Below are 25,970 nucleotides of genomic sequence, written 5' to 3'. Positions count from 1 at the left end.
CTCCTAGATGACGAGGCTGGTGGTGACGCGCAGGGCGGGGAGACCCTTGGTCTGGAACGTGGGGTTGACCTCGACGACGGTCGTCGCCTCGGTGGGTGACACGACGGACAGGACTACCTCGAGCAGCGGCGAGAGCGCGCTGATCGCGCGGTACTCGTCGATGGCGGTCGCGATCAGGAAGATGCGCGCCAGCAGCTCGCCGGCACTGCTCAGGTGGTCGATCGACTCGACCGCCACCCAGATGCACGGCGGCTTGATGTCCTCGAGCCTGGTGATGACGCGGTCCTTGAGGGGAACGTCGACACGATCGAGGTAGTCGAACGTGAGCGGCTTGAGGTTGGCGACGATCTCGTCGACACCGGCGAGCAGGTCGGTCATGCCACACCTGGCGTCGCGTGAGCTCCGAGCTTGAGGAGCTGGGCGACGTCGGGATCGTTGCGCTGGACGTAGATCGCGCCGTCGGCTGAGAACGCTGCCACGCCCTCAGGGGAGTTCCGGCGGGAAAAGACGCGAGCGGCCAGCAGGGTCGCTCCCTGGACGATGCGGAACCGCCAGGTGTTGTCCGGGGCCTCGGCGTCAACGCTGGCGATGAACTCCTTCACGAACGGAAAGTCGATGACGGTGTCGTTGACTGCGTTGATCGCGAGCTCGAGTGCATCGTCGTCCAGGTCGTCGGCATCGGAGAGGCTCAGCTGGTGCCGCACGGTCGCCTCGGTGGCGGGACCCGCAGGGAGTCCCGCCACCAGGGCGACGATGCTGAGAGGCACGACTTAGACCTCGGCCGGCGCTTCGTACTCGACGGTCGCGATGCCGTTGTCGTTGTGCTCCTCGATCGCCCAGTAGCCGAAGAACGCGGTGTCGATGCCGCCGTTGGCGATGTGCTGCGCGTCGACGCGGATCGGCGAGCCGGGCAGCGTGCGGACCGTCGCGGCCTGCTTGACGCCGCCCAGGACTGTGCCCTGGGGAACGTCGGGCGAGGCGATGAAGTTCTTCGGGTCGATGCCGAAGAGCTCGAGGAACGCCGGGACGTCGTTGACGCTGATGTCCATGAGCGTGTCGTAGTCGTCGTCGTTGGCGATGATGTACGTCGCCTTGCCGACGTTGCGGCGTTTCAGCGTGCGGACGATCTTCGCGGCCGCCTTGAGGAGCGTCGGCTGCGCGGGAACGCCGGCGGCCGGGATCGCGTGGGCGAGGATGTAGTCGCGCACCTTGGCGTCGAGCTTCATCACCCACGACTTGCGGACGAACTCGGCGTAGGAGCGGATCAGGTCCTCGTTCGGGAAGTCGTAGAACGCCCGGTCGAAGTCGTTTCCGACGGCCATACGCGAGCCGACCCACGGGGAACGCTCGGTGCTGATCGTGGTCGTGGGGATCGCGACCTTGTTGCCGGCGTAGTCCTGGATGACCGGCTTGGTCACGAAGCGCCAACCTTCGCCGGCCAGCTGCGTCATGGTGCCGGCGTTGAGGAGGTTGGTGAACTCGGGCTCCTCGTCGACGCCGGACCACAGCTCGCCGGACCAGGCCGGCTGCTGGATGATGCCGCCGTGCTGCGCGTAGGTCACGTCGGCGAGGGCCGCCGTGATCGCGAGCTGCGGCTTGCCCTCGCGGTACGCCGCCGTGACGTCGCTGATGAAGCGATCGAACGCGTTGCCGTCGGACTTGGCGTCCTTCTTCTTGCCGGTCGGGACGCCGGGCGGCACGCCGCCGGAGAGCGACGCCTTGACGTCGGTCTTGTCGTCGGCCGGCTCGTCCTTCTTGTCGTCGGCCGGCTCGTCCTTCTTGTCGTCGTCGGGCTGGTCGTCGCTCGTGGCGTCCGCCACAGCGAGGTCGGTGAGCTTCGCCTTCTCGGCCTGCTCGTCGGCGGTCAGATCCTTCTTGGCGCTGAGCTCCTTCAGCCGCGCGCGCTGTGCCTTGGTCATTCGATCTCCTGTGGTTGGTGGTGCGGGGGTCTGTAGTGAGGCGGCAACCTGGTCGATGTAGAGGCCGTCGTAAGCGGGGATACCGACCTGGCCGCCGGCGATGACGCGCGCGTCGACGATCGTGTCGCCGTTGACCGTCGCATCGACGACGTCGAACGAGAGGCCACGACGGCTCTTGTCCTTGGCCTCTCGCAGAGCGGCGTCGCCCTCGGGACCGTCGGCGACCTTGAACGTTGCGCGGATACCGTCGTCGACGTGCTCGAGCGAAACGAGGTGTCCGCGCGAGTCGTCGCGGTCGTGCTCCTTCGTGAGGATCACGTCGTTGAGGTCGTCGGGGAACTTGAGCGCACCTGGTGCGACCTTCAGTAGGCCGGCGTTCGTGCGGCCGACCACGCCGTAGATGACGAGCTTCCCGCTCAGGGTTCGGCTGGTCGACGACGCGGTGATGGTGCCGGCGACCAGGGAGACGGTCTTGGCGGCGTCGCTCGCGGTGATGTTCGAACGCTTCATGGCTAGTCCTGCACCGCGCTCAGATCGAACTCCATGCTGATGCCGGGCGGAACGCAGTCGTCCAGGCTGAGGCGCGCGGAGATGGGGGTCAGGTAGAGAGCCAGGTCGTAGTCGATTGCCGACTGGTCGGTGCCCTGGGTGGTCTCGTAGTTCAGCGATGCTTTGGGCGCGGTGGCGTCGAGCTTCGACGCGGACAGACCGAGATGGTTGGCGACGTCGAGACGGGCGGCGTTGCGGGCCTCGATCAGCAGCTGGTCGCCGCTGTTGCTCTCGAGGACGTTGACCTCGATCTCCTCGCTGGTGTAGCCGACGGCTGAGCCGCCCTTGGCCTTGCGAGCGGTGCGCCAGGAGTTGACGAGCTCCTTGCGCTCGTCGGGCGTGAGCTTCTCGCCCTTCACCTGGTGCAGGTCGATCGGTGGCGTTGGCGACTCGAGGCGCTCGTCGACGATCTCGTAGAGGCGGCGAGCGCGGCGGAGCGTGTCGCACGCGTCGGTCAGGAGACCCTGGGTAATGCCAGGGAACAGCATGACCTGGTCGTCGGGGACCTCGACGCCGTTGACCTCGACCTTGTTGTCGTCGTTGATCGTCCAGGCCGCCTGGTCGAGTCGGTCGCCGGCGGTGGGGAATCCGGTGAGGGGATCGCGGACGACCCACCAGCAGGACCAGCCGTACCAGATCAGATCGTCGATGGTCCACGCGTTGCGTAGCTGCCAGCTGGTGGCGGTGCCGGTGTTGTACGCGATGCCCGGTCGGTACTGCGGGACGGGCTGGCCGTCCTGGAAGGCGTTCAGGGCGAGGCGGCAGCCGGTGACCTTCAGGAAGTTGACGCCTCGAGCGGCGGCCGGGACACGCATGCCGGCGGCGCGGGAGTTGATCGGGCGCTCACCGGGGAACACGTCCTCGTAGACCAGGCGCGCGAGGTCGGAGGGGGACCAGGGCGACGCGATCGGGAAGTTGGCGGGGTCGATGCGAGGGGCCGGGAGTGGCGGGATCGCGGCGGAGACACGGCCGACTTCGGCCGTGCCCTTGACTAGCGTGCTCCAGAAACCCACATACTCAATGCTCAGCACGCGGAGGACACCAGCGCGCAGATTTACGGCGTGTCGCGTCGACGGTCGCGCTGACTGATGCTGTTCATCGCCTGGCCTCGGCCGAGCTCGTCGACGCTGTGGGCCGGCCCGCCGATGTGTTGGTGGGCGGCCGCGTCGGCCTTGGCCTGCGATGCCTGGATGCTGATGCCGACGGCATGGTGCCGCCAACCGCAGCTGCAGATCGCGAGTACGTCGCGGTCTGTCTTGTCGAAACGGATCATGCTGCGTCTCCTCCGAAGTCGATGACGGGTTTGCCGTAGGGGGTTGTGAGCTGCTCGAGCTTGATGCCGGCGACGATCGCCGCGACGACGGGACTGATGTCGCCGGAGCTGTGCCGGCGCGACGGTGCGATCGCGTCGGTGACGGGGCGCGTGACTAGGCCGGCGACCGCGAGCCAGAACGGTTCGGTGCCGTCGTGCGACATCTGGCCGGTGCGAAGGCGGATCATCCAGCGGCCGTACGCCGTCGCGAACTCGCTGCCGTCGGTCGTGGCTACCTCGAGGCCGGCGCGCGTCAGCTCGGCTGTGAATCCTCGAGCGGGGCCGCCGTCGTCAGCGGCGACCACGTCGGGCTTGAGCTGCAGGCGGTGGCGCTTGACGGCGTCGACCAGCCACTCGACGCCGGCGTGCCGCTCGAGGATGCGGTGCCGGAGTACTCCTGCGAACTTGTCGTCTCGATCGACCCACGAGAGCATCACGGTTGCGGCCGACTGATCGTAGGCGACGTCGTACGTCAGGGCGGTCGCGGCGCCAGCGGGGACCTTCGCGTCTGACTCGAGCGGGTCCCAGGTCTCTTGGGGGACCAGGTGCGAGAGCGTCAGCGTCTCGCGGTTGGCATAGCCGCGTTCGAACTCCGAGCGGGGCAGCGTCGCGGCCTCCTCGCGCAAGTACTCCTCGGTCAGGCCGCCCTCGGTCGTAGCCATGCCCAGGCCGGGGTGGAAGTTCCACCACTCGTCGGGGTCGTACGCGTCGACGCCTGGCGCTGCGCCGTACTCGATCAGTGCGACGCCGGGCTCGCCGGCGCGACCGCGCTTGATCCAGTCGTGCAGGAACACAGACTCGGCGGTGCCCTTGGTCGACACGATGTAGAGCTGCCGGGTCCGGATCGTCGACTGTGCCGGCCGGACCGCGCCCATCAGCACTCGGGCCTCGAGCTCGTCGAGGCTGAACGCCTCGTCGATCATCACGACGTGCGGCGTGTAGCCGTGCAGCGAGTCGCCGCCAGGAGCGAACGGCATGAACTTCGACCTGGTCCGCTTGTGCATGATCCACGGCGAGCCAGCCGAGAGCCGGACGTCGAACAGGTTCGAGGCGACGCGGTTGCTCTCGATCTTCTCGACGAGCTGACGCCAGCGGGCCGTGGCGTCCTTGCCGGTCTGGGCGGTGAAGTAGATCTCCCGCCGGCGGTGGGCCATCATCTGCTGGACCGCGATCGCGCGCAACAGGGTCGTCTTTCCCGACTGCCTGGGCACGGTGATCACGACGATCGGGTAGTGGTAGCTGCCGTCGGCGTTCCGCTCGAGCGCGACGTCGGCCGCCAGCTGCTGCCAGGGCATGAGCGGAGTGCCGAGAGTCTTGGCGACCATCGCCACCTGGCCGCCGTCGGTCGGCAGGCTCAGGTCACGTTCGGTCGCGAACAGCGGCCGCGCGGCGTTCTTCCTCGATCTGCTTTTCAAGCTTGGTCCACTCGTCATCTTCGTCACCTCCGTCGCCGGGGATCGGGAGCTGCTCGATGGTGGCCAGGAGCTGCGCGTGCAGCTGGGCGATCGCGTACGCCTTCGATCGGCCGCCGGGTGCAGCGGCCTGGTCGTACTGGCGAGCCAGGGTCAGCAACGACTGGCAGAGCACGGCGTCGCGTTCCTCGAGCAAGTCGGCCTCGTCCAGGGCCTTGATCGTGCGGCGTGCCGCGAGCTCGATGTCAGCCGGCGGCCGCGTCGGTTCCTCGAGGCCGGGAAGGAGCTGCTCGTCTCCGGTGGGTGAATCCATCAGCCGGCCCTCGTTTCGGTCGCTTCTCGATCGGTCGTTTTCTGGTGCGGTTCGGGGAGAAAATGGACGCTGCGCGGGGTGTCCAGCACGTCGTCGCTCTCAAAAAGTTCGGACGTGTCGACGCTGATCTCGATCACGTCGGGACGGAACTCCTTCAGCAACTCAGGCGTGAGGTCACGGTCCTGCCGCTTCGCATTGCATCGGTGATGTGCAGGCCGGCAGTTGTCGATCGTGTCGGCACCGCCCTTGCTCTTCGGGATCAGGTGGTCACGTGTGTCAGCACCGAGCCGCAGGCACAGGTGACACCGCAGGCCGTAGACGTACAGGGTGAGCGCGGTCATCCTGCTGTTGGCTCGCCCGCCACGGTGGTGCCTACTCACGTGGGTCAACTCCTCGGTGGATGTAGTCGAGGTTGGCCACGATCTGCTGCGCCTCGATCGCGACGCGGGCGGCGTGCATCTGGGCCTTGGCCTTGGGCATGTCGCTGAGCCGCTGGAGGTAGGTGGACGAGGCGGCATAGACCAGGTCGTGCAGCTCGTCCAGCGTCATGGTGATGAGGGGGACTGTGGTCGCGCTGGGGAGGCTGGGCTGCTCGATCGCGTGGGGTGCAGGTACGTGGGCAGGTGCAGCGGCAGCGGCTCGGGCGATGCGCTCTTCGAGCGTCAGGCCCTCGGCCTTCACCTTGCGATGGTGTTCGACTGTGTCGCGGTGCATCTGTGTCCTCCTCGCGTATCTCTGTTGTGACGTTGGGTGATCTGTGGTCTTGCATGGGTTTGCAACTAACGGCGTGCGGAACCCCCTGGAGTTCCCCCGTTAGGAGTTCGATGCGACGTCAGGGCATGACTGAAGCCGGCTCGTCCTCTTGGACGTCCGGCGATCGCACCGCTCGCGCGCACTGATCAGGCTTGCGTGAACGTCACCAGGAGCCGTTTCGCTGGTGTCTTTCCCTCGGGACGCGGTCTCCGATTCCACCTTCCGCGTCTGATTCCGGTTCGGCTCCGCAGAGTTGTGCGCCCCCTCTCAGGGGCCGCCGGTCGCGCTTTCCTGCTCCACCGGCGTTGCAGCTGGGATCAGGGTCAGATGGCGCTCCCGTCCATGAGGCGGGTCGGCTCGGGTCGGTCGACCGTGAGCTCCATGCACGTGGTCTCGTTCTGAGGTTGGGACTGCAAGACAGCCTCGAGCTGCTTGTAGACCCGCTGGGTGGCGTCGGGAGTGTCGATGCACTCGATGCGCAGCGTGAACGTCGTGGTCATGTGGTGGCCTCCTGGGTGGCGTTGGCGGGGAGTACGCGGACGACTGTCAGCTGGTCGGGGTGGACCTTGTCCTGGTGCGCTCTGAGGCCGTCCAGGGGACCGCCGTCGGGCGTCCGCTGCGTCGGGCAGCCGCACACCTCGCACGTCAGGACCGTCATCGGTCGACCCACCAGCGTGGCAGCTCTGTCGCGATCAGCGCGCCCTCGACAGCGCCCTCAGGCGTCGTCTTCGCGAGGTTGTGCGTGCTGCCGTCCGCCCACTCGAGCTCGTCGTCGTGACTCCGATTCGCATGGGCCTCGACGACGTGGTCCTTGTGGGCCAGGGCGATCGCGTCGAACAGACCGTTGGGGCCTAGATCTCGACGAGCCGCGTAGCCGGCCTGCAGCTGCCACGGGCAGAGCGGGCACATGAACACGTATCTGGTGGCGTCGACGTGGAGGCCGGGGTCCGACTGCCGTTGACCCATCTGGAGGCGTTTCACAGGCGGACCTTGATCGCGATGAGGTTGTGGTCGGACGGGACGACGGTGGGCCGCTGCGACCAGTGAGCGATGAACGGCTTGAGGGCCGAGCTCACGTAGAAGTGGTCGTCATGGTCGCCGTCGATCTGCTGCGTCGAGTGGATCGGCTTGACCGTGCTGCGGCCGTTGTACGTGTTGTAGCCCTTGTGCTTGGTCGTCGAGGCGACATCGAGCGCGTCGACGTAGTGACGCGGCTCGAACACGACGCGGCCGACCAGGCCGTGGCTGTTGAAGTCGCCACCGTGGATCTCGGGGTACTTGCGAGGGTTGAGGTGCGCGGTCTTCCGCAGCAGCGTCTCTCCCTCGCGATACCTGGTCTGGGCCTTGCTCTCGTTGCCCTGGCTCAGGTGAACCGACGTCGCGAACAGGCGCTCGTCGCTCAAGCGGTCGGTGAAGTCCAGCCAGGCCGCGTGCTTGGTGCCGAGCCGGTTGAGGGACATCAGGCCGGACCGATTCCGCCGCACGAGGTCGGGGTTGTAGTAGATGTGGCGCCAGCGGCCGCCGTGGGGTGCGCGGCGCAGGCCGTGGCGCTTCATCTCGCGATCGAGGCGCGGGAGGTAGAGCAGGCCGCCGCCCGTCTCCTGGGCGAGGAACACGCCGGGGCGGTAGTAGGCGATGCCATCGCCGATGTCGTCGAGGCGGCCGGCGAACGTCTTGCGCTGCCAGGACTTGGCCTCAGCGGCGAGATTCTGCGAGGCGATGGTCAGGACGCTCATGCTTCGCGCTCCATCCGGTTCAGGGAGGCGACCAGGCGGCGGTTGAGCTCGAGGTCGATCGGGGTCATGACGACGTCGCGCTCGCGGACGAAGAACATCAGCCCGAACGGCGTCTGCTCGGGGCGGACGTGCTGCCGGCGGCCGTTGGCGGCCGCACGGCGGGCGGCGAACGTGCCCGCAGCGTCGAGGGTGTTGAAGCGACGCGGTCGATTGCGCCACTTCGCCTTGCGACGACCAGGCAAGGGAGCTGCCTGCTCCTCGGCCTCGACGCTGTACGGGAACGCTCGCCGCCCGGGCATCAGCTGGCAGCCTTCTCGACGCGGACGAACTTCTCACCTTCGCCGGCGAGATCGCCGAACTTGGTTTCGGCAGCGTCCTCGCTGTCGGCCGACACGTCGATCGTGACCTCGTCGCCATCGGCGTTCTCGTAGGTCACCAGGTACGTCTCGTCCGGCTTCTTGGTGCGACCGCCGGCCTTCTTGAGGGAGTCGACCGAGTACCAGCTGGACTCGAACGTCTTGTCCTTGCCGGCGTTGACCAGGGCGGCCGTGCCGGCGCTGTTGACCTGGACGATCTCGCCGTCGAGGCCGCCGGCGGTTTTCACCTTGTCGCCGGCCTTGAGCTTGGACTGAGTCATGATGCGAGGTTCCTTTCGGCTGCGACGCGCGAGAGCTCGTCGCGGTGGAAGAACCGAGGGCCGCGCGGCCCGGGGGCCTTAACGAACGTGCGCAGCGTCCCGGCGGCAGCGAGGCGCTGCACTGTGGGGACGGAGACGCCAAGGAACGCGGCCGCCTCAGCGGTCGTCGCCAACTCAGCGTTCGTACTCACGGGAACAGCATGTGCGAATTAGCACGTCGATTAGCGTTACTCGCACGGCGTGTCGTGCTATTTCTCCCACCACGTGCCATTCAGCGAGTAACGTTCCTCATATGACAATCCAGGTAGACAACGGGGCGGTGCTGATGACCAAGCCGCTGCGGCTCGAGCTCGCGCGCCGAGCCGCCGGCTACACGCAGGCGCAGCTGGGCGACGCAATCGAGATGAGCGTCGGCACGGTTAAGCGCGCCGAGAATGGCACCGGGCCGCTGAAGCGGCCGCTACTCGCTGCCTGGGCGATGGCGACGGGAGTCTCGGTCCAGTGGCTAGAAACGGGTGAGGCCCCCGCCGGAGATCCGGACGGGGGCCACGTTGTGCGGCATCAGGGACTCGAACCCCGAACCCGCTGATTAAGAGTCAGCTGCTCTGCCAATTGAGCTAATGCCGCGAAGCGGGAGCAACGTTATCAGCCGTCCCCGGTCCACCCATAATCGGGAGAGCATCGAGGATCGCGTGGGCCGCGTTGTGCCCCGCGATGCCACTCACGGCACCTCCGCGACGGGCGCCGCTGCCGCACAGGAGGACCCGTGGATGGCTCGTCGCGACACCCCAACGCTCCCCGGGATGGCGGGGCTTTTCGTCCTCCTCGAGCCATGGCCACTGGAGATCGCCGTGGAAGATGTGCCCGCCCGGCATCGCGAGGGCGTCCTCGATCTGCGCGGGCGTCTTGTGCTCGACACCCAGGATCAGCGGCTCGATCGGCTCGGCGAGGTGCGCATTGATCGCGGTGAGGAACTGCTCGTACGCCGTGGCGGCCGCGGTCTCGTCGGGCAGCACCTCGTACGGCGTGTGCAGCCCGAAGTACGTCAAGGTCTGGGCGCCGGAGTCGGCGAGCTCGGGCCCGAGGATCGAGCGGTCGGTCAGGGTGTGGCAGTAGAGCTCACCGGAGGCCCGCTCAGGCAGTGCCCCTGCGGCCGCCTGCGCGTACGCGCGTTCGAGCTCGCTCATCGACTCACCGATGTGCAGCGTGCCGGCGAACGCGATCGCCGGGTCGATGCCGGACCTGAGCCGAGGGAGGCGGGAGACGAGCAGGTTGATCTTGAACTGCGAGCCCGATGGCTTCGGCGGCGTCGGCTTGCCGATCAGTCGCGCCAGGACGTACGGGGCGACCCCGCTGAGGACCCAGTCGGCCTCGATGACGAACCCGTCGCCGCAGACGGTCGCACCCACGTCGTACGCGTCGATGCCGTCGACCTCGCAGTTGGTGCGGATGTCGACGCCGGCCCCGCGGGCGACGCGTTCGAGCTCGGCTGTCACGGCGCCCATGCCGCCGACCGGCACGCGCCACTCGCCGGTGCCGTTGCCGATCAGGTGGTAGAGGAAGCACCGGTTCTGCACGAGGCTGCGGTCGTGCAGCGACGCGAAGGTGCCGATCAGCGCGTCGGTGCCGACGACGCCACGCACCAGGTCGTGGGCGAACCGACGCTCGAGGGCTGTGCCGATCGGCTCGTCGACGAGGTCGGTCCAGATCGCCATCTCGACCTGGTCGCGCAGCTCACCGATGTGGGGGAGCGGCTCGAGCAGCGTCGGCGCGATGGCATCCGCGACGGTGCCGACCTCGGCGTAGAACCGGCGCCAGGCCTCGAGCTCGTCGTCAGAACCTGTGAGCGTGCGGAACGACTCCTCGGTGGCCTGGCCGGGCGCCGTCTCGACGAGCAGGCCGCCGTCGTCGTAGGGCGTGTAGGACGCGGTGTCCCGCGACCGGAGCTCGAGGTCGAGACCGAGCTCGTCGATCAGAGCCTGGGGCATGAGGCTGACGAGATAGGAGTAGCGGGAGAGCCGGGCATCGAGGCCGTCGAACACCGGCGCGCTGATCGCCGCGCCACCCACGTGCGGGAGACGCTCGAGGAGCGTGACGCTCAATCCGGCGCGGGCGAGGTACGTCCCGGCGACCAGCGCATTGTGGCCGCCGCCGACGATGACGACGTCGTGCTTCTCGGTTGCTTCCATGGCCCCAGCGTAGGACCGGTTACGCCTTCGGGCTCGCGGGTACGTCCTGCGCATGCAGCACAAAGGGGCCGAGGCATGGGTTCCGGCGACGCGCAGCCTGACGAAGCTGGCTGAGGCCGCGGAGGAGTGCCGCGGATGTGAGCTGTGGGAGGACGCCACGCAGGTGGTCTTCTCCCGTGGTCGCGCGGCCGCGCGACTCGTCCTCGTCGGTGAGCAGCCCGGTGACCAGGAGGATCGGACGGGCGAGCCGTTCGTCGGCCCCGCCGGCAACGTCCTGGCCGACGCGCTCGAGGCAGCGGCCATCGACCCGGCGACGACGTACCTGACGAACGCGGTCAAGCACTTCCGCCACACCGTGCGGGGCAAGCGGCGCATCCATGAGAAGCCCGCGGTGGGGCACATCACCGCGTGCCACCCGTGGCTCGAGGCGGAGCTGTCGGTCGTACGCCCGCACGTCGTCGTGTGCCTGGGCGCGACCGCTGGCCGGTCGGTCCTCGGCCGCACCGTCCGGATCGGCGCCGAGCGCGGGAAGCTGATCGAACCTGCCGGGCCTGACGAGCCTCAGGTCGTCGTCACGACGCATCCTTCTGCCCTGCTTCGGCTGCGGGACCGGAGCGAGTGGGGCGAGGCGTTCGACGAGCTCGTCAGCGACCTCAAGGTCGCCGCGGCCGCCGCAGACTGACCTCAGAGGTGCTTGAGCGCCTCTCGCCTCGAAAGGCCACTCAGGTCCGGGTGGTCGGCGACGAACGCACGCACCCACTCCGGCTCGACCCGGGCATACTCGCGCAACGCCCACCCGATCGCCTTGCGGACGAAGAACTCGCGGTCGTCGATGTTGGGCTCGATGACCTCGGCCAGCAGGTCCGGGTCGAGCCGGTCCTTGCGGCCGAGCTGACTGATGATCGCCAGCCGGCGCAGCCAGAAGTCCGGGGCCGTGCTCCAACGACGTACGATCGCCGCCGTCTCGATCGGGTGCGCGTCGTGGAGCTCCGCGATCCGGTGCGCCAGGTCGTCGACGTGGTCCCACCACGCGCCCGTCGTGGCGAGGTGGTCGTACAGCGGGACGAGCTCGAGGCGCCCGGTGCCGACGCTCGCGGCGAGGAGCGCGCTGGCGGCGTAGCGCTCCTCGCGGAAGGCCGCCTCGTCCCACAACGTACGCACGGCCGTCTCCAGCTCGCCCAGCGTGAGGAGGGGGTGGGCTCGCGCGGCCGCCTTCGTGATCTGCCGGACCCGGGGCACCTGAACCCCGCGAAATGGCATCGTCGACTTCATGTAAGCCTGCATGGCGGGTGCTCGCTCGGCATCCGCGGCGTCACGCAGGGCCTCGCGGATCGCTGAGACCAGGAAAGCGACGGTCATGACGACACGATACGGGAATGCTTGACGCTCGTTGAAAGTTAAACTAGATTAGGAGACCTGAAAGAGGAGCACGCCATGCCCGCTGTGAATGTTGCTGACTGGACCGTCCTGCCCCGCGTGATCGCGGCACCGACGCAGACCGAGGACCGCGCGCCGGTCACGGTGACCACCGCGCCCCAGGGATATGAGGGGGAGGGCTTCCCGGTCCGCCGTGCGTTCGCCGGCGTCGACCCGAGCAAGCTCGACCCGTTCATCCACATGGACCAGATGGGCGAGGTCGACTACGCACCCGGCGAGCCCAAAGGCACGCCGTGGCACCCGCACCGCGGCTTCGAGACCGTCACCTACATCGTCGACGGCGTGTTCGACCACCAGGACAGCCACGGCGGTGGCGGCTCGATCACCGACGGCGACACGCAGTGGATGACGGCCGGCAGCGGCCTCCTGCACATCGAGGCCCCGCCGGAGTGGCTCGTGGTCAAGGGCGGCCTGTTCCACGGCCTGCAGCTGTGGGTCAACCTGCCCAAGGCCGACAAGTGGCTGCCGCCGCACTACCAGGACATCCGCGGCGGTGAGGTGGGCCTGGGGTCCACGCCGGACGCCGGGGCGCTCCTGCGCGTCATCGCCGGAGAGGTCGACGGGGTCAAGGGACCGGGATCGACCCACACGCCGATGTCGATGGTGCACGCGACGGTCCTGCCCGGCGCGGAGATGACCGTGCCGTGGCGCACCGACTTCAACGCCCTGGTCTACGTCATGAGCGGCAGCGGCTACGTCGGCCGTGAGCGCCGCCCCGTCGAGTCCGGCCAGCTCGCGGTGCTCGGCCACGGCGAGACCATCACCGTCGGCGCCGACCAGCACCAGGACAGCCGGCACCCCGCGCTCGAGGTCGTCCTGCTGGGCGGTCTACCGATCCGGGAGCCGATCGCCTGGGCCGGACCGTTCGTCATGAACACCAAGGCCGAGGTGCAGCAGGCGTTCGAGGACTTCCAGAAGGGCCGGCTCGGCACGATCCCGAGCGTCCCGCACGCCGAGGTGCACGGCGAGATGCTGCAGGACTAGCTAGTCCTCGAGAGGCTCGGCGGCGGGGCTGTGGTCGGACGACACACCCATCGCCGCAGCCTCGCTGACGCTCTCGCCGAGCCACGTCTCGACCTCCCAGCCGGCGCTGCCCGACCCTTCGACGACCACGATGCCGGTGTTGACGACGTAGTGGTTGCTGACGAAGTCGAGATCGACGTTGCCCGTGCGGGCCGCGCACCAGGCGCGGATCATGGCACCGTGGCTGACCAGCACGACGCTGTCGGCGCCCAGGGCCTCCGCCTCGTCGACGACCTCGTCGAACCGCGCGATGACCTCGTGGCCGGTCTCGCCGCCGGGCATGCGTACGTCGAGGTCGCCGGCGCACCAGGCGAGCAGCGTGTGGACGTACTGGTGGACCGAGTCCTCGTCGGTCCTGCCCTCCACGTCGCCCGCTGAGATCTCGCGGATGCCGTCGCGCACCGCCGGCTCGATGCTGCGCGAGGCGACCAGGGGAGCGGCGGTCAGATGCGTACGAATCATCGACGACACGAAGATCGCGTCGATCTTCTCGTCGGCCAGCGCATCGACGAGCTGCTCGGCCTGGTCGTGACCCAACGCCGTGAGCCCGGGGCCGGGCACGGTCGACTCGAGGATCCCGTCGACATTCGCGGGCGTCTGGCCGTGGCGGACAAGGATCAAGCGCATGTTCTGACCCTATGGTGCCGCTCGTCGCTAGGCTCTCGCGCATGGCAACGGACGCTCAGCAGCGGTATGTCGGCGCGATCGATCAAGGCACGACCAGCACGCGCTTCATGGTCTTCGACCACGACGGGCACGAGGTTGCGCGTCACCAGCTCGAGCACGAACAGATCCTCCCGCAGGCGGGGTGGGTCGAGCACGATCCGCACGAGATCTGGGAAGCGACGCAGGACGTCATCGAGACCGGCCTCGGCCGCGCGGGCGTCACGTTCGAGGGACTTGCGGCGATCGGCATCACCAACCAGCGCGAGACGACCGTCGTGTGGGACCGACGGACCGGCGAGCCGTACTACAACGCGATCGTCTGGCAGGACACACGTACGGACAGGATCGCCAGCGCTCTCGACGGGAGCCGCGGCGGCGACCTGATCCGCGAGCGCGCCGGACTACCGCCGGCGACGTACTTCTCCGGCGGCAAGATCCAGTGGATCCTCGAGAACGTCGAAGGCGTGCGCGCGGACGCCGAGGCCGGGCACGCGATCTTCGGCAACACCGACAGCTGGCTGATGTGGTGGCTCACGGGTGGCCCGGACGGCGGGCTGCACCTCACCGACGTGACCAACGCGAGCCGCACGATGCTGATGGACCTCGAGACCCTCGCCTGGGACGACGAGCTGCTCGCGCTGTTCGGCATACCGCGAGCGATGCTTCCCGAGATCCGGTCGTCGTCCGAGCTGTACGGCAACACGCGGGCGGATGGGCCGTTCGGCGGCGAGGTGCCCATCGCGGGTGACCTGGGCGACCAGCACGCTGCCCTCGTCGGCCAGGTGTGCTTCCAGCCAGGCGAGCTCAAGAACACGTACGGCACCGGCAACTTCCTCGTCCTCAACACCGGCACCGAGATCGTGAAGTCCACCAACGGCCTGCTCACGACGGTGGGCTACAAGTTCGGCGACGCGCCCGCCGTGTACGCCCTGGAGGGCTCGATCGCGGTCACCGGCTCGGCGATCCAGTGGCTGCGCGACCAGCTCGGCATCATCAAGGCGGCGGAGGACTCCGAGAGCCTTGCCGAGAGCGTCGACGACAACGGCGGCGTGTGCTTCGTGCCGGCGTTCTCCGGCCTGTTCGCGCCCTACTGGCGCAGCGACGCCCGCGGCGTCATCGTGGGCCTCTCGCGCTTCAACACCGTCGCTCACATCGCCCGGGCTGCGCTCGAGGCGATCTGCTACCAGAGCCGTGACGTCGTCGACGCGATGGTCGCCGATGCCGGTCTCGACCTCAAGATCCTGCGCGTCGACGGCGGCGTGACCGCCAACGAGCTCTGCATGCAGATCCAGGCCGACGTCCTTGGCGTGCCGGTCAGCCGGCCGGTCGTGGCCGAGACGACGGCACTCGGAGCGGCGTACGCTGCCGGTCTCGCGTTGGGATTCTGGGGCAGCACCGACGAGCTCATCGCCAACTGGCACGAGTCGAAGCGCTGGGAGTCGACCTCGACATCGGAGCAGCGCGAGGGCGGTCACGCGCAGTGGAAGAAGGCCGTGGAGCGCACCTTCGGCTGGGTTGAGCGGGACTGAGCGACCGACCGGCGACCGATTTGGGGACCTGATTGACTGGGGTCATGCGATCGGTAGCCCTGTCACCTGAGAACCGTCAAGCCGCTCTCGACGCGATGGCCGCGGAACCGCTGGACATCCTGGTGATCGGCGGTGGCGTCGTCGGCGGCGGCGCTGCGCTCGATGCCGCGACCCGTGGACTGTCCGTCGGCCTCGTCGAGGCCCGCGACTTCGCATCCGGTACGTCGAGCCGTTCCAGCAAGCTCATGCACGGCGGACTGCGCTACCTCGAGATGCTCGACTTCCGGCTCGTCGCCGAGGCGCTCAAGGAGCGTGGCCTCAGCCTGCAGAAGCTCGCACCTCACCTCGTGCGCGAGGTCGGCTTCCTCTACCCACTGACGCACCGGGTCTGGGAGCGGTTCTACGCCGGCTCTGGCGTCGCGCTCTACGACGCGATGAGCAAGGCCTCCGGCTACGGCCAGGGCGTGCCGCTGCATCGCCACCTGACCCGTCGCGGGGCCCGGCGGATGATGCCCGCCCTCAAGAAGGACGCCCTCATCGGTGCGCTCCACTACTACGACGGCCAGGTCGACGACGCCCGCCACACGATGTTCCTGTCCCGCACGGCAGCGGCGTACGGCGCCCACGTGGCCAGCCGTACGCGCGTCGTCGGGCTGCTGCGCGAGGGCGGCCGCGTCACCGGGGCGACGGTCAAGGACCTCGAGTCGGGCCGCGAGTTCGACATCCGCGCCAAGGCCGTCATCAACTCGACCGGGGTGTGGACCGACGAGACGCAGGCGCTGACGTCGGAGCGCGGCCAGTTCCACGTCCGCGCCAGCAAGGGCGTGCACCTCGTCGTGCCCCGGGACCGGATCCGCGGCGAGTCGGGACTGATCCTGCGCACCGAGAAGTCCGTGCTCTTTGTCATCCCGTGGGGCCGGCACTGGATCATCGGCACGACCGACACCGACTGGTCGCTGTCCAAGGACCACCCGGCGGCCAGCCGCAGCGACATCGACTACCTGCTCAACCACGTCAACAGCGTGCTCGTCGAGCCACTGACCCACGACGACGTCGAGGGCGTCTACGCCGGGCTGCGGCCCTTGCTGGCGGGCGAGGACGAGGCGACCAGCAAGCTGTCCCGCGAGCACGCGGTCGGGACGAGCGTCAAAGGCCTCGTCGTGATCGCCGGCGGCAAGTACACGACGTACCGGATCATGGCCAAGGACGCGGTCGACGCGGCGGTCCACGGGATGTCCACGCTGCTGGACCGCAAGGTGCCCGACTCGTGCACGGAGGACGTGCCGCTGCTCGGCGCCGACGGCTACGAAGCGATCTGGAACCAGCGGCAGATGCTCGCCGGGTCGAGCGGGATCGGCGTCGGCCGCATCGAGCACCTCCTGCACCGCTACGGATCGCTCACGCTGGAGCTGCTCGACCTGATCGCCGAACGCCCCGATCTCGGAGAGCCGTTGACGGGGGCGGACGACTACCTCCGTGCCGAGATCGTCTATGCCGTGACGCACGAGGGTGCCCGTCACCTCGACGACGCGATCGCCCGGCGTACGCGCATCTCGATCGAGACGTTCGACCGCGGGACGGATGTCGCGGTCGAGGTCGCTGAGCTCATGGCAGGCGTGCTGGGCTGGACCAAGGCACAGCGCGACAATGAGGTCGACCACTACCTCAAGCGAGTCGAAGCCGAACGGGAGAGCCAGACGATGCCGGACGACGAGACCGCGGACGCCGCCCGTATGGGTGCCGAGGACGTCGTGCCGATCGCGACGACGGCCTCGAAGGCGAAGACCGCCTGATGTCGAGGGAGACCGTTGCGGACTATGACGTCCGCTCTCCTGCGTCGCGCACGCTGCTGACGGTGATCGGCACGATCGTGACCGTCGTGCTCCTCGGCGGATTCGTCCTCGGCGCGTCGCTCATCAAGCGCGACACCCGCATCGCGACCGCCGACGTCGAGCTTGGCGACGTCTCGCAGCTCGTGATCAATGCCGGTGCCGCCAACGTACGTCTGGTGGAGGGTGACGAGGGCATGGTCAGGATTCGCGCCCGCATCACGTCCGGACTGCGCAAGACCGACTACCAGCTGGGCCGGAGAGGCAGCGAGATCAAGATCGTCTCGGGCTGCCAGACCTGGCTGTCGCCGGGCTGCGGCGTCTCGGCGACGCTGGAGGTGCCCAGGGGCATGCCGGTCGTCGTCAAGAGCACGTCAGGCAACGTCAGGGCAGACTCGCTCTCCGAAGGGGTGCTCACCGTCAGCTCCGGCAGCGGAGACGTCACCGTCAAAGACCTCAAGGTCGACGAGTTCCAGGCCACCACGGGCTCTGGAGACATCAACGCGGCGTTCGCGACGCAACCCTTCGGGCTCAAGACCAAGTCCGGCAGCGGTGACATCCGGGCCACCGTGCCGGCCGGCAAGCGCAAGTACGGCGTGGTGGTCTCATCGAAGTCCGGCGACATCGACAACACCCTCGACGGCGAGGTCGCGAGCTCGTTGTCGGTGGCCGAGGCGGGCAACGGATTCGTCGTGGCCATGACCGACAGCGGCGACATCCACCTCGCCAACCAATGACAAGACCCCCGCTCCTGGTGGAGCGGGGGCCTTGACGGATGGCTACTGGATCGAGGTCACCGTGGGTGCCTCGGTCGGCTCCAAGGGGCCGACGTGGGGCTTCATGTGGTCCCTCAACGTCCGGTAGATGTAGAGCGAACCCTTGAGTCTGGGGTGCGTGCCGTCCTGCGTCATGGAGGAATCCATGTGCGGCACGTTCACGAACTGCAGTCCAGCCGCTCGCGCAGTCGCGCTGTAGGTCTCGACGATGGCCTTGCGGTACGACAGCCCGTTGATGCCCCACGGGACGGTGACGTAGATGTTCTTGCGCGAGATCCCCATCGAGTCGGCCTGGGCGGCGAGGCTCTTGAAGTACGCGGTCGCGGCTCTTGTGCGGAAGGAGGCGCTCATGGTGATCGCCTTTCCGTTCTTGCAGATCTTGGTGTCGTTGACGCCCACGGCGATCCAGATCTCGTCCGGCTTCACGCGGTTGATGACGGCCGCAGAGCGCTCGCGGACGGCGGTGCCGGTGCAGCTGTAGCCCTTCTTGATCAACCCGCCGCCGCCCTGTGCCGAGGTGACGGGGTAGAGGTCGCGCTTGTAGGCCAGGAATGACCACCAGCCCTGCTGGGGATCCTTGGGGTCGTCGGTGTAGCGCTGCGTGATCGAGTCGCCGAAGACCAGGACGACACCGCTGCGGGTGTCCAGGGCCTGTGCGGGCGAGGTCACGCTGGCGGAGGTGATCGTCAGTGCTGTGAGGACAGCTGCGACGAGGATGGCGATGCGTGCGCGCATGGGAGAGGGCTTCCGTCTTGAAGGGTCGAGTCAGTGTAGTGAAGCCCGTCCTGACCCGGGAGTGTTTTTCAACAACCACGAGCCGTGACACCCGGCACACACAGAGCTGGCCCCCGCGCTGCTTCTTCGCAGCGAGGGGGCCAGTCACGTGGGGTGGACGACGGGACTTGAACCCGCGGCCACCGGCACCACAAGCCGGTGCTCTACCAACTGAGCTACGCCCACCACGCGTGCCGGGCATACGCCCGACACGGCGTCGGCCAGTCTAACGCAGACCTCGGGAGCTTCAGACCGTAGGCCGGGCCCCACCCGTCACGGATCCGGCGACCTCGGCGGCGATGGCCTTGGCGGTCTCGGTGTCGATGCCGGGATCCGGGGTGAAAACGGCCCGGCGGTAGTAGCGCAGCTCCTCGATGCTCTCCTGGATGTCGACCAGGGCGCGGTGGTGCCCGGCCTTGGCCGGCGCCGCGAAGTAGGCGCGCGGGAACCACTGCCGGGCCAGCTCCTTGATCGACGAGACGTCGATGACCCGGTAGTGCAGCCAGCTCTCGAGCTCGGTCATGTCGCGCGCCAGGAACGACCGGTCGGTGCCGATCGTGTTGCCGGCCATCGGCGCCTTGCCGGGCTCCTTGACGAACTCGCGGACGTACGTGAGCACCTGCTCCTCGGCGTCGCGCAGGCTCAGCCCGCCGTCGAGCTCGGTCAGCAGCCCGGAGCTGGTGTGCATGTCGCGGACGAAGTCGTTCATCTGCTCGAGCGCGGCCTGCGGGGGCTTGACGATGAGGTCGATCCCGTCGCCGAGGACGTTGAGGTCGTAGTCGGTGACCAGGGCGGCCACCTCGACCAATGCATCGGTCTCGAGCGAGAGTCCGGTCATCTCGCAGTCGATCCACACCAGCTTGTCATTCACGCGCCCGACACTAGTACGCCCTGCAGACGGCACATGTCGTCACCGCCCTTCGTACGGGCCGATAGGGTCTGATGGAACCTTCCACGAGCGAGCCGCGTTGGTCCCCATGGTGACCGCCCGACCCAGGAGAACCCAGTGAGCAACGAACGTCAGCAGCGAGCCGCCCGCGCGGAGCAGATGCGCAAGGAACGCGAGAAGGCCGATCGCAAGCAGCGCAACCTGATCACGGTGGGAATCGTCGTGGTGGTCATCGCCCTGATCGCTGTTGGTGGATATGCCATCAAGAGCGAGAGCGACAAGAACAAGACGGTCGGCAAGGTCATCACGCCCCCCAGCGTCACCAAGGACCTCGGCGTCGACTACACGACCGAGGTGGCGACCGGCAAGCCCGCAACGGACCCGGTCAAGGTCATCGCGTACGAGGACTTCCAGTGCCCGGCGTGCCTCAACTTCGAGCAGCAGAGCGGCGCGTTCCTGACCGACGCCGTGGCCAAGGGTGACATCACCGTCGAGTACCGCCCGATCGCGTTCCTTGATGACCGGAGCAACGGCAACAAGTACTCGACGCGCGCCGGCAGCGCTGCCTACTGCGTGCTGGAGAAGGACGGCGTCAAGGGCTGGAAGAAGATGCATGACGTGCTCTACGCCAACCAGCCCGAAGAGGGTGCCAACGGGCGCACGGATGCCGAGCTGATCGACTATGCCAAGCAGGCCGGCACGACAGGAATCGACTCGTGCATCAAGTCCGAGAAGTACGGCAAGTTCATGGGCAAGGCGACTGACGCATCACGCGATGACAAGGTCAGCGCGACCCCGACCGTGTTGGTCGACGGCAAGGCGATCGAGAGCCCGACCGTGGCCAACCTGCAGAAGGCCATCGCCGCCGCCAAGAAGAGCTGATCCGCCGCCATGGCTGCCGCCTCCGACCGCAAGCAACGCGCCGAGCGTGCGGAGCAGATGCGCAAGGAGCGGGAGAAGGCTGACCGCAAGCAGCGCAACCTGATCACGGTCGCCATCGCCGTGGTGGTCGTGGCCCTGATCGCACTGGGTGCGTGGGCGGTGTCATCGACCGGCGGCGACGACAAGCCGGTCGGTCCGCTGGTCAAGCCCGCGCACACCAACTCCACGTACGGCGTCGTCTACGGCGCTGCCGATGCGGGTGGTGCGGCTGGCACTGATCCGGTCACGGTCATCGCCTACGAGGACTTCCAGTGCCCGTCGTGCAAGGCGTTCGAGGAGCAGAGCGGCGCCCATCTCGACGACCTGGTCAAGCAGGGCAAGATCACGATCGAGTACCGCATCTTCGCGTTCCTCGACTCCAGGAGCTCGACGGAGTACTCCACGCGATCCGCGAGTGCCGCGATGGCGGTGCTCGACAAGGGCGGCGTCGCCGCGTTCAAGAAGTTCCACGACCTGCTCTACGCCAACCAACCCCCTGAGGGTGGCGCGGGCCTCAGCGACTCTGCTCTGATCGCGCTGGCCAAGGAGGTCGGAGTCACGGGCATCGACGCGGACGTCAAGGACAAGACCTTCGAGCCATGGGTGCGCAAGGCCCTCAAGGCGGGGGATGACGATGGGATCGGAAGCACTCCGACGATTGTCATCGACGGCAAGCAGGTTGCCGCGTCGTCCGAAGCCATCGACGCTGCCGTCGCTGCCGCGAAGTAGCTACAGCGTGCGCCCGACGGCGTAGCCGAGTGCTGCTGCCGCGATGCTCAGCACGAGCATGCCGACGGCGTTGACCGTCGCAGTGCGGTAGCGACCCTCGATGGCCAGGTGCACGGACTCGACGCTCGCGGTGCTGAACGTCGTGTAGCCGCCGAGGAATCCGGTGCCGAGCACCGTGTGCCAGGTGTCGTCGGCGCCGAGACCGACGATCAGTCCGAGCAGCAGTGAGCCGCTGATGTTGATCACGTGGGTCGACCAGGGGAGCCGGGGCGAGACGCGGGGCCGGAGCCAGGCGTCGAGCGACCAACGCGATCCGGCGCCGAGGCCGCCGGCCAGCGCCATGAGCAACGGGGTCATCGTGCCACCGCGCGGCCGGTGGCAACGCCCGCGAAGGCGGCGAGGAGACCGGCGACGAGGCTGCCGACGGCGTACGTCAGTCCGAGCGCGACGTGGTCACCCCGCAGCAGCGCGTCGGTCTCGACCGCGAGCGCGCTGTACGTCGTGTAGCCGCCGAGGAAGCCCGTGCCGAGGAGCAGTCGCAGCCGGTTAGCGGGTGCACTGTCGTCGCGTACGAGCAGGACAGCCAGCAGTGCCCCGAGGGCGAACGAACCCGTGACATTGACCAGGAATGTCGCCAGCGGGAAGAGCCGGTCGGCATCGAGTGCCTCGGCAACGCCGTATCGGCTGAGGGTGCCCGCGGCGCCACCGACGGCGACGAGAGCAAAGGACCTCACCCCTCCATTAGACCGTGCAGCAGGCTGAGGGCGATCGCCGCCATGATGAAAGCGATCAGGGCATCGAGGATCCGCCACGCCGCCGGCTTCGCGAACAGTGGCCGCAACAGCCGCGCGCCGAACCCCAGAGACGCGAACCAGACGATCGACCCCGCCGCTGCGCCGACCCCGAACCACCAGCGATTGTCGCCGTGCGTGCCCGCGACGGAGCCCAGCAGGAGGATCGTGTCGAGGTAGACGTGAGGATTCAGCCAGGTCAGCGCGACAGCGGTCAGGACCGTGGGCCACAACGCGACCGGCGCCCCCGACGTCTCGGCGTCCAGCTCGCCGGGACGTAGCGCACGGCGTCCGGCGATCACGGCGTACGTGAGCAGGAAGGCAGCTCCGCCGATCCGCATCGCGTCGAGCAGCCACGGAGCGAGCTCCAGCAGGCTCCCGACGCCGGCGATGCCGAGCGCGATGAGGATGACGTCGGAGACCGCGCAGATCAGCACGACGACGAGGACGTGCTCGCCGCGCAGGCCCTGACGCAGCACGAAGGCATTCTGCGCGCCGATCGCGACGATGAGGGACAGGCCGAACCCGGCCCCTGCGAGCGTGGCAACGAGTGCGGCGTGGTCCATGGCAACAATTCTCCGGGCCCTAGGCTCTGAAGACCAGTTCAGGTTATGAATGATGCATTAGCATCGCTGATGTGGCTGACGTTGATCTCTCGCAGCTCCGCGCCCTCGCGGCTGTCGTCGACGAGGGATCGTTCGACGCGGCGGCCGCCGCGCTGCACCTGACGCCGTCCGCCGTCAGCCAGCGCATCAAGGCGCTGGAGCAGTCGGCGGGACGCGTGCTCGTACGCCGGACCAAGCCGACCGAGGCCACGGAGGCGGGCCACGCCTACCTGCGGCTGGCACGACAGGTCGAGGCGCTCGTGCAGGACGTACGAGTCGAGGCCGACCCGGACGAGCAGCGGCTCCCGACGATCCCGTTGGCGGTCAATGGCGACTCGCTGGCCACCTGGGTCCTGCCGGCGCTGGCGTCGCTGACGGGCTCGGCCTACTTCGACGTGCGGCGCGAGGACGAAGGGCGTACGGCCGAGCTGCTGCGCTCCGGGACGGTCATGGCCGCCGTCACCTCCGACGCGGCACCCGTGCAAGGGTGCCGGTCGAGCCGACTCGGCACGATGCGCTATCGGCCGATGGCGAGTCCGGCGTTCGCCGCCACCTGGTTCGCGGACGGTGTCGATACGGCCAGCCTGGCGGTGGCTCCGGTCGTGGTGTTCGACCGCAACGACGACCTGCAGGACGCCTACCTGCGTCAGCGCAGCCGTCGCCGGCTGGATCCGCCACGGCAGCACATCCCGGCGTCGTCGCAGTTCGCCGAGGCGATTGCGCTGGGTCTGGGCTGGGGGATGCTGCCCAAGGAGCAGTCCGAGGAGCGCGAAGCGGCCGGCCGGCTCGTCAACGTCGACCCGGCCCGCCACGTGGACGTCACGCTCTACTGGCAGCAGTGGACCCTGCAGACCCGCGCGCTCGAGGCGACGGCTCGAGCCATCCGCGAGGCCGCTGCTGAGCACCTGACGTGACGGGCCCGTGGTGGTAACGTCAAGTCACTACCACTGAGGAGCGGCGATGAGCCTCGAGGAGATGCTCGACGATCTGCTCGAACCGCATGCCGTCCTGGCCGACGCCGAGGGCGACCGTCTCGTGGCGCTCCGGCTGGCTGACGACTGGGGCGTCGGGGTGCGCCTGCACCGCCGTGGGACGCACCGGCAGTGGACCGTTCGCGAGGTCACGCTGCGGCTCCTCGACGCCGAGTCGAGCATCAGCGGCAACGACGTACGCGAGCTGCCCCTGGGTGCGCTGCTGTCGGAGGCCAAGCGGCTCGCCACCAAGGACTCGCTCGCGTCCCCGCCGCCCGCCCCGCGACTGCGGCTCTGCGAACTGCTCGAGGAGAGCGGCGGCACGTTCGGCAGCGGGGACGACGCGCTCGCCGCCCTCGCGTTCGAGTACGTCGCGCTGGTGGAGTCGGGAGTACGTACGCCGTCCAAGGTGCTCGCCGAGCGCTTCGGCGGCACGGCCGGCACCTGGACCAATCGCGTGGCGGAGTCGCGCAAGCGCGGGTTCCTCACCCCGGTCGACCGTGGCGAGGCCGGGGGAGCCCTCACGCCGAAGGCGCTCTCGACGCTCGGCCTACGCCGCGACTGACGAGCGGAAGAACTCCGCCAGCACCGGCGCCAGCACGTCCGGCGCGACGTCGTGGGTCTGTCCCTCCAGCGTCCTGTGCGTGGCGTTGGGCAACGCGACCGCCGTCGCCGCGGCTGCCTGCTGCAGGCTCTCAGGACTCGCGCTGCCGCTGAGCAGGAGCACAGGCGCGGTGATCTGCGCGGCGATCTCGTGTGGGACACGTCCACCGGCGAGCAGCTTGTCGTCGTAGGCCAGTGTCGGCGCGATCGCCTCCATCCGGGGCCAGCCCGGGCTGCCGCGCATGCCGTCGATCACCTGCTGTGGGATGCCGACCCGGGCCATGAACAGGGCGACCGCGCCACCTCGGTCGCCGGCCTGGAGCAGCTCGTTGAGCTGGGCCGTGTACGTCTCGGCCCGCCCGCTCTCCTCGAGTCCGGCGAGGTACGGCGGCTCGTACAGCGCCAGCCGGGGAATGCCCGCGCCCGCTGCGGCGGTGGCGAGGGCGAGGGCGACGCCCGACGAGATCGCGTAGACGCTGGCTGGCCCGCCCGCGGCGTCGATCAGCGTGCGGAGGTCCTCGACCTCGCGCTCCACCGCGTACGGCGCGGTGTCGGTGCTCTCGCCGCGGCCGCGCCGGTCGTAGGTGAACACGGTGAAGTGCTCCGCGAGGCGCTCGGCGAGCGCGTCCATGGGTCCGGCCCCGCAGTAGCACATCGCACCGTCGACCAGGATGATCGGCGGCCCGGCTCCGACCTGGTCGTACGCGATGGTGGTTCCGTCGGGCGAGGTGAGTGTTGCCATGCTCAGGCTCCTGTCATTGCTCGCGCTCGAGCGAGGCGAGGTAGGTGTCGAAGCGGTCGAGGCTCGTCTTGAACCCGGCCTGTGCCTCGGCGCTGAGGTACGCCGCGGGGACGTTCGTCTGGTGGGTCACGACCTCGGTGCGGCCGTCACCGAGGTCGGTGAACGTGACCTCGGTGCGCATGCCGCCCTCGACCCCGGCCTCGACCCACACGAGGCGATCGGGGCGGCTCACCTCGGCGTAGACCGCCTTCATCGCGTACGCCCCACCGTCGGCCTCGTTGACCATCGTGGTCTCGAAGACGCCGCCCGGTCGCAGGTCGACCGTGATGTTGTCGATCGGCGTGGTCGTGCCGGTCGGCCCCCAGAAGTGGGTCAGGTGCTCGGGCGTCGTCATGCAGTCGAAGAGTCGCTCGGGCGATGCCCGGTGCACCTTGCGGAACGTCATCTCGCCGGTCTCGGTCATGCCGTGCCCCCTTCGGGAGGCAGCGTCGCGAGGTGCGCCTCGAGCCGGTCGTGGCGATCGGACCAGACCTGGCGGTGGCGCTCGATCCAGCCAACCGCTGCGGCGAGCCGCTCGGCGTCGAGCCGGCAGGGCCGGGACTGGGCGGCCCTGGTGCGGGAGATGAGGTGGGCACGCTCGAGCACCTTGAGGTGCTTGGACACCGCCTGCTGGGTCATGCTGAACGGTTCGGCGAGCTGGCTGACGGTGGCGTCGCCCTCGGCGAGGCGCTCGAGGATCGAGCGTCTGGTCGAGTCCGCGAGCGCCGCGAACACCAGGTCCAGGTCGTCATCGATGACTGTCATGCCGTCAGCATATGCACAACCGAACGCTTGCACAACCATCGAGTTGTGGATGGGGCACCGA

At 68.4% G+C, this 25,970-nt stretch carries 37 protein-coding genes and 2 tRNA genes; 10 read left to right on the top strand and 29 right to left on the bottom strand.

The features are described 5' to 3' along the window. Positions 1–3: 3 nt before the first annotated feature. The 16 genes from BOSE46_RS16040 to BOSE46_RS21745 all read right to left on the bottom strand — a co-directional run bounded on the left by BOSE46_RS16040 (position 4) and on the right by BOSE46_RS21745 (position 8,822). Positions 4–378: a hypothetical protein gene (locus BOSE46_RS16040; protein WP_159541184.1), complete on the bottom strand. Its 375-nt coding sequence runs from the start codon at positions 376–378 to the stop codon at positions 4–6. Further along, positions 375–767, bottom strand: a complete 393-nt coding sequence (locus tag BOSE46_RS16035) for a hypothetical protein (RefSeq protein ID WP_159541183.1) — start codon at positions 765–767, stop codon at positions 375–377. Before BOSE46_RS16035 ends, BOSE46_RS16040 begins: the two co-directional genes overlap by 4 nt. 3 nt (positions 768–770) lie before the next feature. Continuing rightward, positions 771–2,429, bottom strand: a complete 1,659-nt coding sequence (locus BOSE46_RS16030; RefSeq protein ID WP_159541182.1) for a hypothetical protein — start codon at positions 2,427–2,429, stop codon at positions 771–773. Between the two features lie 2 nt (positions 2,430–2,431). Then, on the bottom strand, positions 2,432–3,481 hold the full coding sequence (locus BOSE46_RS16025) for a phage portal protein (RefSeq protein ID WP_159541181.1): 1,050 nt from the start codon (positions 3,479–3,481) through the stop codon (positions 2,432–2,434). Positions 3,482–3,522: 41 nt separating this feature from the next. Continuing rightward, entirely contained in the window at positions 3,523–3,741 is a 219-nt protein-coding gene (locus BOSE46_RS16020) for a hypothetical protein (protein WP_159541180.1), read from the bottom strand. Continuing rightward, positions 3,738–5,195, bottom strand: a complete 1,458-nt coding sequence (locus tag BOSE46_RS16015) for a terminase large subunit domain-containing protein (RefSeq protein WP_159541179.1) — start codon at positions 5,193–5,195, stop codon at positions 3,738–3,740. Before BOSE46_RS16015 ends, BOSE46_RS16020 begins: the two co-directional genes overlap by 4 nt. Next, positions 5,140–5,505: a hypothetical protein gene (locus BOSE46_RS16010; protein ID WP_159541178.1), complete on the bottom strand. Its 366-nt coding sequence runs from the start codon at positions 5,503–5,505 to the stop codon at positions 5,140–5,142. Before BOSE46_RS16010 ends, BOSE46_RS16015 begins: the two co-directional genes overlap by 56 nt. Further along, complete coding sequence (locus BOSE46_RS16005) at positions 5,505–5,846, bottom strand: HNH endonuclease (protein WP_201299651.1); 342 nt, start codon at positions 5,844–5,846, stop codon at positions 5,505–5,507. The genes BOSE46_RS16010 and BOSE46_RS16005 overlap by 1 nt, the downstream gene beginning before the upstream one ends. A gap of 31 nt (positions 5,847–5,877) precedes the next feature. After that, positions 5,878–6,219, bottom strand: coding sequence for a hypothetical protein (locus tag BOSE46_RS16000; protein ID WP_201299650.1), 342 nt, complete (start codon positions 6,217–6,219; stop codon positions 5,878–5,880). A 362-nt stretch (positions 6,220–6,581) separates the two neighbouring features. Next, the gene (locus tag BOSE46_RS15995; protein WP_159541176.1) at positions 6,582–6,758 is read right to left on the bottom strand and encodes a hypothetical protein; all 177 of its coding nucleotides are present in this window, start codon (positions 6,756–6,758) and stop codon (positions 6,582–6,584) included. Then, positions 6,755–6,916, bottom strand: coding sequence for a hypothetical protein (locus BOSE46_RS15990; RefSeq protein ID WP_159541175.1), 162 nt, complete (start codon positions 6,914–6,916; stop codon positions 6,755–6,757). The genes BOSE46_RS15995 and BOSE46_RS15990 overlap by 4 nt, the downstream gene beginning before the upstream one ends. Beyond that, a complete protein-coding gene (locus tag BOSE46_RS15985) occupies positions 6,913–7,239 on the bottom strand; it encodes a hypothetical protein (protein WP_159541174.1) in 327 nt (108 codons plus the stop codon). The genes BOSE46_RS15990 and BOSE46_RS15985 overlap by 4 nt, the downstream gene beginning before the upstream one ends. Then, positions 7,236–7,994: a hypothetical protein gene (locus BOSE46_RS15980; RefSeq protein ID WP_159541173.1), complete on the bottom strand. Its 759-nt coding sequence runs from the start codon at positions 7,992–7,994 to the stop codon at positions 7,236–7,238. Before BOSE46_RS15980 ends, BOSE46_RS15985 begins: the two co-directional genes overlap by 4 nt. After that, positions 7,991–8,293, bottom strand: a complete 303-nt coding sequence (locus tag BOSE46_RS15975) for a hypothetical protein (RefSeq protein WP_159541172.1) — start codon at positions 8,291–8,293, stop codon at positions 7,991–7,993. The genes BOSE46_RS15980 and BOSE46_RS15975 overlap by 4 nt, the downstream gene beginning before the upstream one ends. Further along, positions 8,293–8,631, bottom strand: a complete 339-nt coding sequence (locus BOSE46_RS15970) for a hypothetical protein (protein ID WP_159541171.1) — start codon at positions 8,629–8,631, stop codon at positions 8,293–8,295. The genes BOSE46_RS15975 and BOSE46_RS15970 overlap by 1 nt, the downstream gene beginning before the upstream one ends. Beyond that, positions 8,628–8,822, bottom strand: coding sequence for a helix-turn-helix domain-containing protein (locus BOSE46_RS21745; protein WP_159541170.1), 195 nt, complete (start codon positions 8,820–8,822; stop codon positions 8,628–8,630). The genes BOSE46_RS15970 and BOSE46_RS21745 overlap by 4 nt, the downstream gene beginning before the upstream one ends. Positions 8,823–8,923: 101 nt before the next feature. On the opposite strand from BOSE46_RS21745, the gene BOSE46_RS15960 reads away from it, so the two are divergent. Then, positions 8,924–9,220, top strand: coding sequence for a helix-turn-helix transcriptional regulator (locus tag BOSE46_RS15960; protein WP_159541169.1), 297 nt, complete (start codon positions 8,924–8,926; stop codon positions 9,218–9,220). Here the strand turns inward: BOSE46_RS15960 and BOSE46_RS15955 are convergent. Together BOSE46_RS15955 and BOSE46_RS15950 are read right to left on the bottom strand one after the other, a co-directional pair. Beyond that, a tRNA-Lys gene (locus BOSE46_RS15955) sits at positions 9,186–9,258 on the bottom strand. The two genes, BOSE46_RS15960 and BOSE46_RS15955, sit on opposite strands and share 35 nt — an antisense overlap. After that, the gene (locus BOSE46_RS15950) at positions 9,249–10,820 is read right to left on the bottom strand and encodes an NAD(P)/FAD-dependent oxidoreductase (protein WP_159541168.1); all 1,572 of its coding nucleotides are present in this window, start codon (positions 10,818–10,820) and stop codon (positions 9,249–9,251) included. Before BOSE46_RS15950 ends, BOSE46_RS15955 begins: the two co-directional genes overlap by 10 nt. 52 nt (positions 10,821–10,872) lie before the next feature. On the opposite strand from BOSE46_RS15950, the gene BOSE46_RS15945 reads away from it, so the two are divergent. Further along, entirely contained in the window at positions 10,873–11,502 is a 630-nt protein-coding gene (locus BOSE46_RS15945; RefSeq protein ID WP_159541167.1) for a UdgX family uracil-DNA binding protein, read from the top strand. A 2-nt stretch (positions 11,503–11,504) separates the two neighbouring features. On the opposite strand, the gene BOSE46_RS15940 is transcribed toward BOSE46_RS15945, so the two are convergent. After that, positions 11,505–12,179 carry a DNA alkylation repair protein gene (locus BOSE46_RS15940; RefSeq protein ID WP_159541166.1) on the bottom strand — a complete coding sequence of 225 codons (675 nt, stop codon included), beginning with the start codon at positions 12,177–12,179 and terminating at the stop codon, positions 11,505–11,507. Positions 12,180–12,254: 75 nt separating this feature from the next. Here BOSE46_RS15940 and BOSE46_RS15935 point away from each other — a divergent pair, with 75 nt between their 5' ends. Beyond that, positions 12,255–13,241, top strand: coding sequence for a pirin family protein (locus tag BOSE46_RS15935; protein WP_159541165.1), 987 nt, complete (start codon positions 12,255–12,257; stop codon positions 13,239–13,241). Here BOSE46_RS15935 and BOSE46_RS15930 read toward each other — a convergent pair whose 3' ends face one another. After that, positions 13,242–13,907: a histidine phosphatase family protein gene (locus BOSE46_RS15930; RefSeq protein ID WP_159541164.1), complete on the bottom strand. Its 666-nt coding sequence runs from the start codon at positions 13,905–13,907 to the stop codon at positions 13,242–13,244. It lies immediately after the preceding gene. 41 nt (positions 13,908–13,948) lie between these two features. On the opposite strand from BOSE46_RS15930, the gene glpK reads away from it, so the two are divergent. Genes glpK through BOSE46_RS15915 form a run of 3 tightly spaced genes read left to right on the top strand, consistent with a single transcriptional unit; the run spans position 13,949 to position 18,041 of the window. Beyond that, positions 13,949–15,475, top strand: coding sequence for a glycerol kinase GlpK (gene glpK, locus BOSE46_RS15925; RefSeq protein WP_159541163.1), 1,527 nt, complete (start codon positions 13,949–13,951; stop codon positions 15,473–15,475). Positions 15,476–15,519: 44 nt separating this feature from the next. Further along, positions 15,520–17,268, top strand: coding sequence for a glycerol-3-phosphate dehydrogenase/oxidase (locus BOSE46_RS15920; protein WP_159541162.1), 1,749 nt, complete (start codon positions 15,520–15,522; stop codon positions 17,266–17,268). Further along, positions 17,268–18,041 carry a DUF4097 family beta strand repeat-containing protein gene (locus BOSE46_RS15915; RefSeq protein ID WP_159541161.1) on the top strand — a complete coding sequence of 258 codons (774 nt, stop codon included), beginning with the start codon at positions 17,268–17,270 and terminating at the stop codon, positions 18,039–18,041. Before BOSE46_RS15920 ends, BOSE46_RS15915 begins: the two co-directional genes overlap by 1 nt. Positions 18,042–18,083: 42 nt before the next feature. Here BOSE46_RS15915 and BOSE46_RS15910 read toward each other — a convergent pair whose 3' ends face one another. The 3 genes from BOSE46_RS15910 to orn all read right to left on the bottom strand — a co-directional run bounded on the left by BOSE46_RS15910 (position 18,084) and on the right by orn (position 19,725). Continuing rightward, positions 18,084–18,815: an SGNH/GDSL hydrolase family protein gene (locus tag BOSE46_RS15910; protein WP_159541160.1), complete on the bottom strand. Its 732-nt coding sequence runs from the start codon at positions 18,813–18,815 to the stop codon at positions 18,084–18,086. 149 nt (positions 18,816–18,964) lie between these two features. Next, a tRNA-His gene (locus BOSE46_RS15905) sits at positions 18,965–19,040 on the bottom strand. A 61-nt stretch (positions 19,041–19,101) separates the two neighbouring features. Next, positions 19,102–19,725 (bottom strand): oligoribonuclease, encoded by a 624-nt coding sequence (gene orn / locus BOSE46_RS15900; RefSeq protein ID WP_159541159.1) that lies wholly within the window; start codon positions 19,723–19,725, stop codon positions 19,102–19,104. A gap of 135 nt (positions 19,726–19,860) precedes the next feature. Between orn and BOSE46_RS15895 the strand changes: the two genes are divergently transcribed. Both BOSE46_RS15895 and BOSE46_RS15890 read left to right on the top strand, forming a co-directional pair. Further along, positions 19,861–20,625 (top strand): thioredoxin domain-containing protein, encoded by a 765-nt coding sequence (locus tag BOSE46_RS15895; protein ID WP_159541158.1) that lies wholly within the window; start codon positions 19,861–19,863, stop codon positions 20,623–20,625. 9 nt (positions 20,626–20,634) lie between these two features. After that, positions 20,635–21,393 (top strand): thioredoxin domain-containing protein, encoded by a 759-nt coding sequence (locus tag BOSE46_RS15890; RefSeq protein WP_159541157.1) that lies wholly within the window; start codon positions 20,635–20,637, stop codon positions 21,391–21,393. On the opposite strand, the gene BOSE46_RS15885 is transcribed toward BOSE46_RS15890, so the two are convergent. The 3 genes from BOSE46_RS15885 to BOSE46_RS15875 are packed head-to-tail and all read right to left on the bottom strand — an operon-like array spanning position 21,394 to position 22,750. Continuing rightward, positions 21,394–21,750: a CrcB family protein gene (locus BOSE46_RS15885; RefSeq protein ID WP_159541156.1), complete on the bottom strand. Its 357-nt coding sequence runs from the start codon at positions 21,748–21,750 to the stop codon at positions 21,394–21,396. Continuing rightward, positions 21,747–22,127, bottom strand: a complete 381-nt coding sequence (locus BOSE46_RS15880; protein WP_159541155.1) for a CrcB family protein — start codon at positions 22,125–22,127, stop codon at positions 21,747–21,749. The genes BOSE46_RS15885 and BOSE46_RS15880 overlap by 4 nt, the downstream gene beginning before the upstream one ends. After that, positions 22,124–22,750 carry a LysE/ArgO family amino acid transporter gene (locus BOSE46_RS15875; protein WP_159541154.1) on the bottom strand — a complete coding sequence of 209 codons (627 nt, stop codon included), beginning with the start codon at positions 22,748–22,750 and terminating at the stop codon, positions 22,124–22,126. The genes BOSE46_RS15880 and BOSE46_RS15875 overlap by 4 nt, the downstream gene beginning before the upstream one ends. Before the next feature lie 71 nt (positions 22,751–22,821). Here BOSE46_RS15875 and BOSE46_RS15870 point away from each other — a divergent pair, with 71 nt between their 5' ends. Then, positions 22,822–23,703, top strand: a complete 882-nt coding sequence (locus BOSE46_RS15870) for a LysR family transcriptional regulator ArgP (RefSeq protein WP_159541153.1) — start codon at positions 22,822–22,824, stop codon at positions 23,701–23,703. Positions 23,704–23,749: 46 nt separating this feature from the next. Continuing rightward, positions 23,750–24,325: a hypothetical protein gene (locus BOSE46_RS15865; protein WP_159541152.1), complete on the top strand. Its 576-nt coding sequence runs from the start codon at positions 23,750–23,752 to the stop codon at positions 24,323–24,325. Here BOSE46_RS15865 and BOSE46_RS15860 read toward each other — a convergent pair. The 3 genes from BOSE46_RS15860 to BOSE46_RS15850 are packed head-to-tail and all read right to left on the bottom strand — an operon-like array spanning position 24,311 to position 25,909. Continuing rightward, complete coding sequence (locus BOSE46_RS15860) at positions 24,311–25,105, bottom strand: alpha/beta fold hydrolase (protein ID WP_159541151.1); 795 nt, start codon at positions 25,103–25,105, stop codon at positions 24,311–24,313. The two genes, BOSE46_RS15865 and BOSE46_RS15860, sit on opposite strands and share 15 nt — an antisense overlap. A gap of 13 nt (positions 25,106–25,118) precedes the next feature. Then, positions 25,119–25,568, bottom strand: coding sequence for an SRPBCC domain-containing protein (locus tag BOSE46_RS15855; RefSeq protein WP_159541150.1), 450 nt, complete (start codon positions 25,566–25,568; stop codon positions 25,119–25,121). Further along, a complete protein-coding gene (locus tag BOSE46_RS15850) occupies positions 25,565–25,909 on the bottom strand; it encodes a helix-turn-helix transcriptional regulator (RefSeq protein ID WP_159541149.1) in 345 nt (114 codons plus the stop codon). Before BOSE46_RS15850 ends, BOSE46_RS15855 begins: the two co-directional genes overlap by 4 nt. Positions 25,910–25,970: the final 61 nt, after the last annotated feature.

Origin of the sequence: Aeromicrobium sp. 9AM, assembly GCF_902506105.1 — a bacterium.
GTDB lineage: Bacteria > Actinomycetota > Actinomycetes > Propionibacteriales > Nocardioidaceae > Aeromicrobium.
This window is presented reverse-complemented; position numbering and strand designations above follow the sequence as displayed.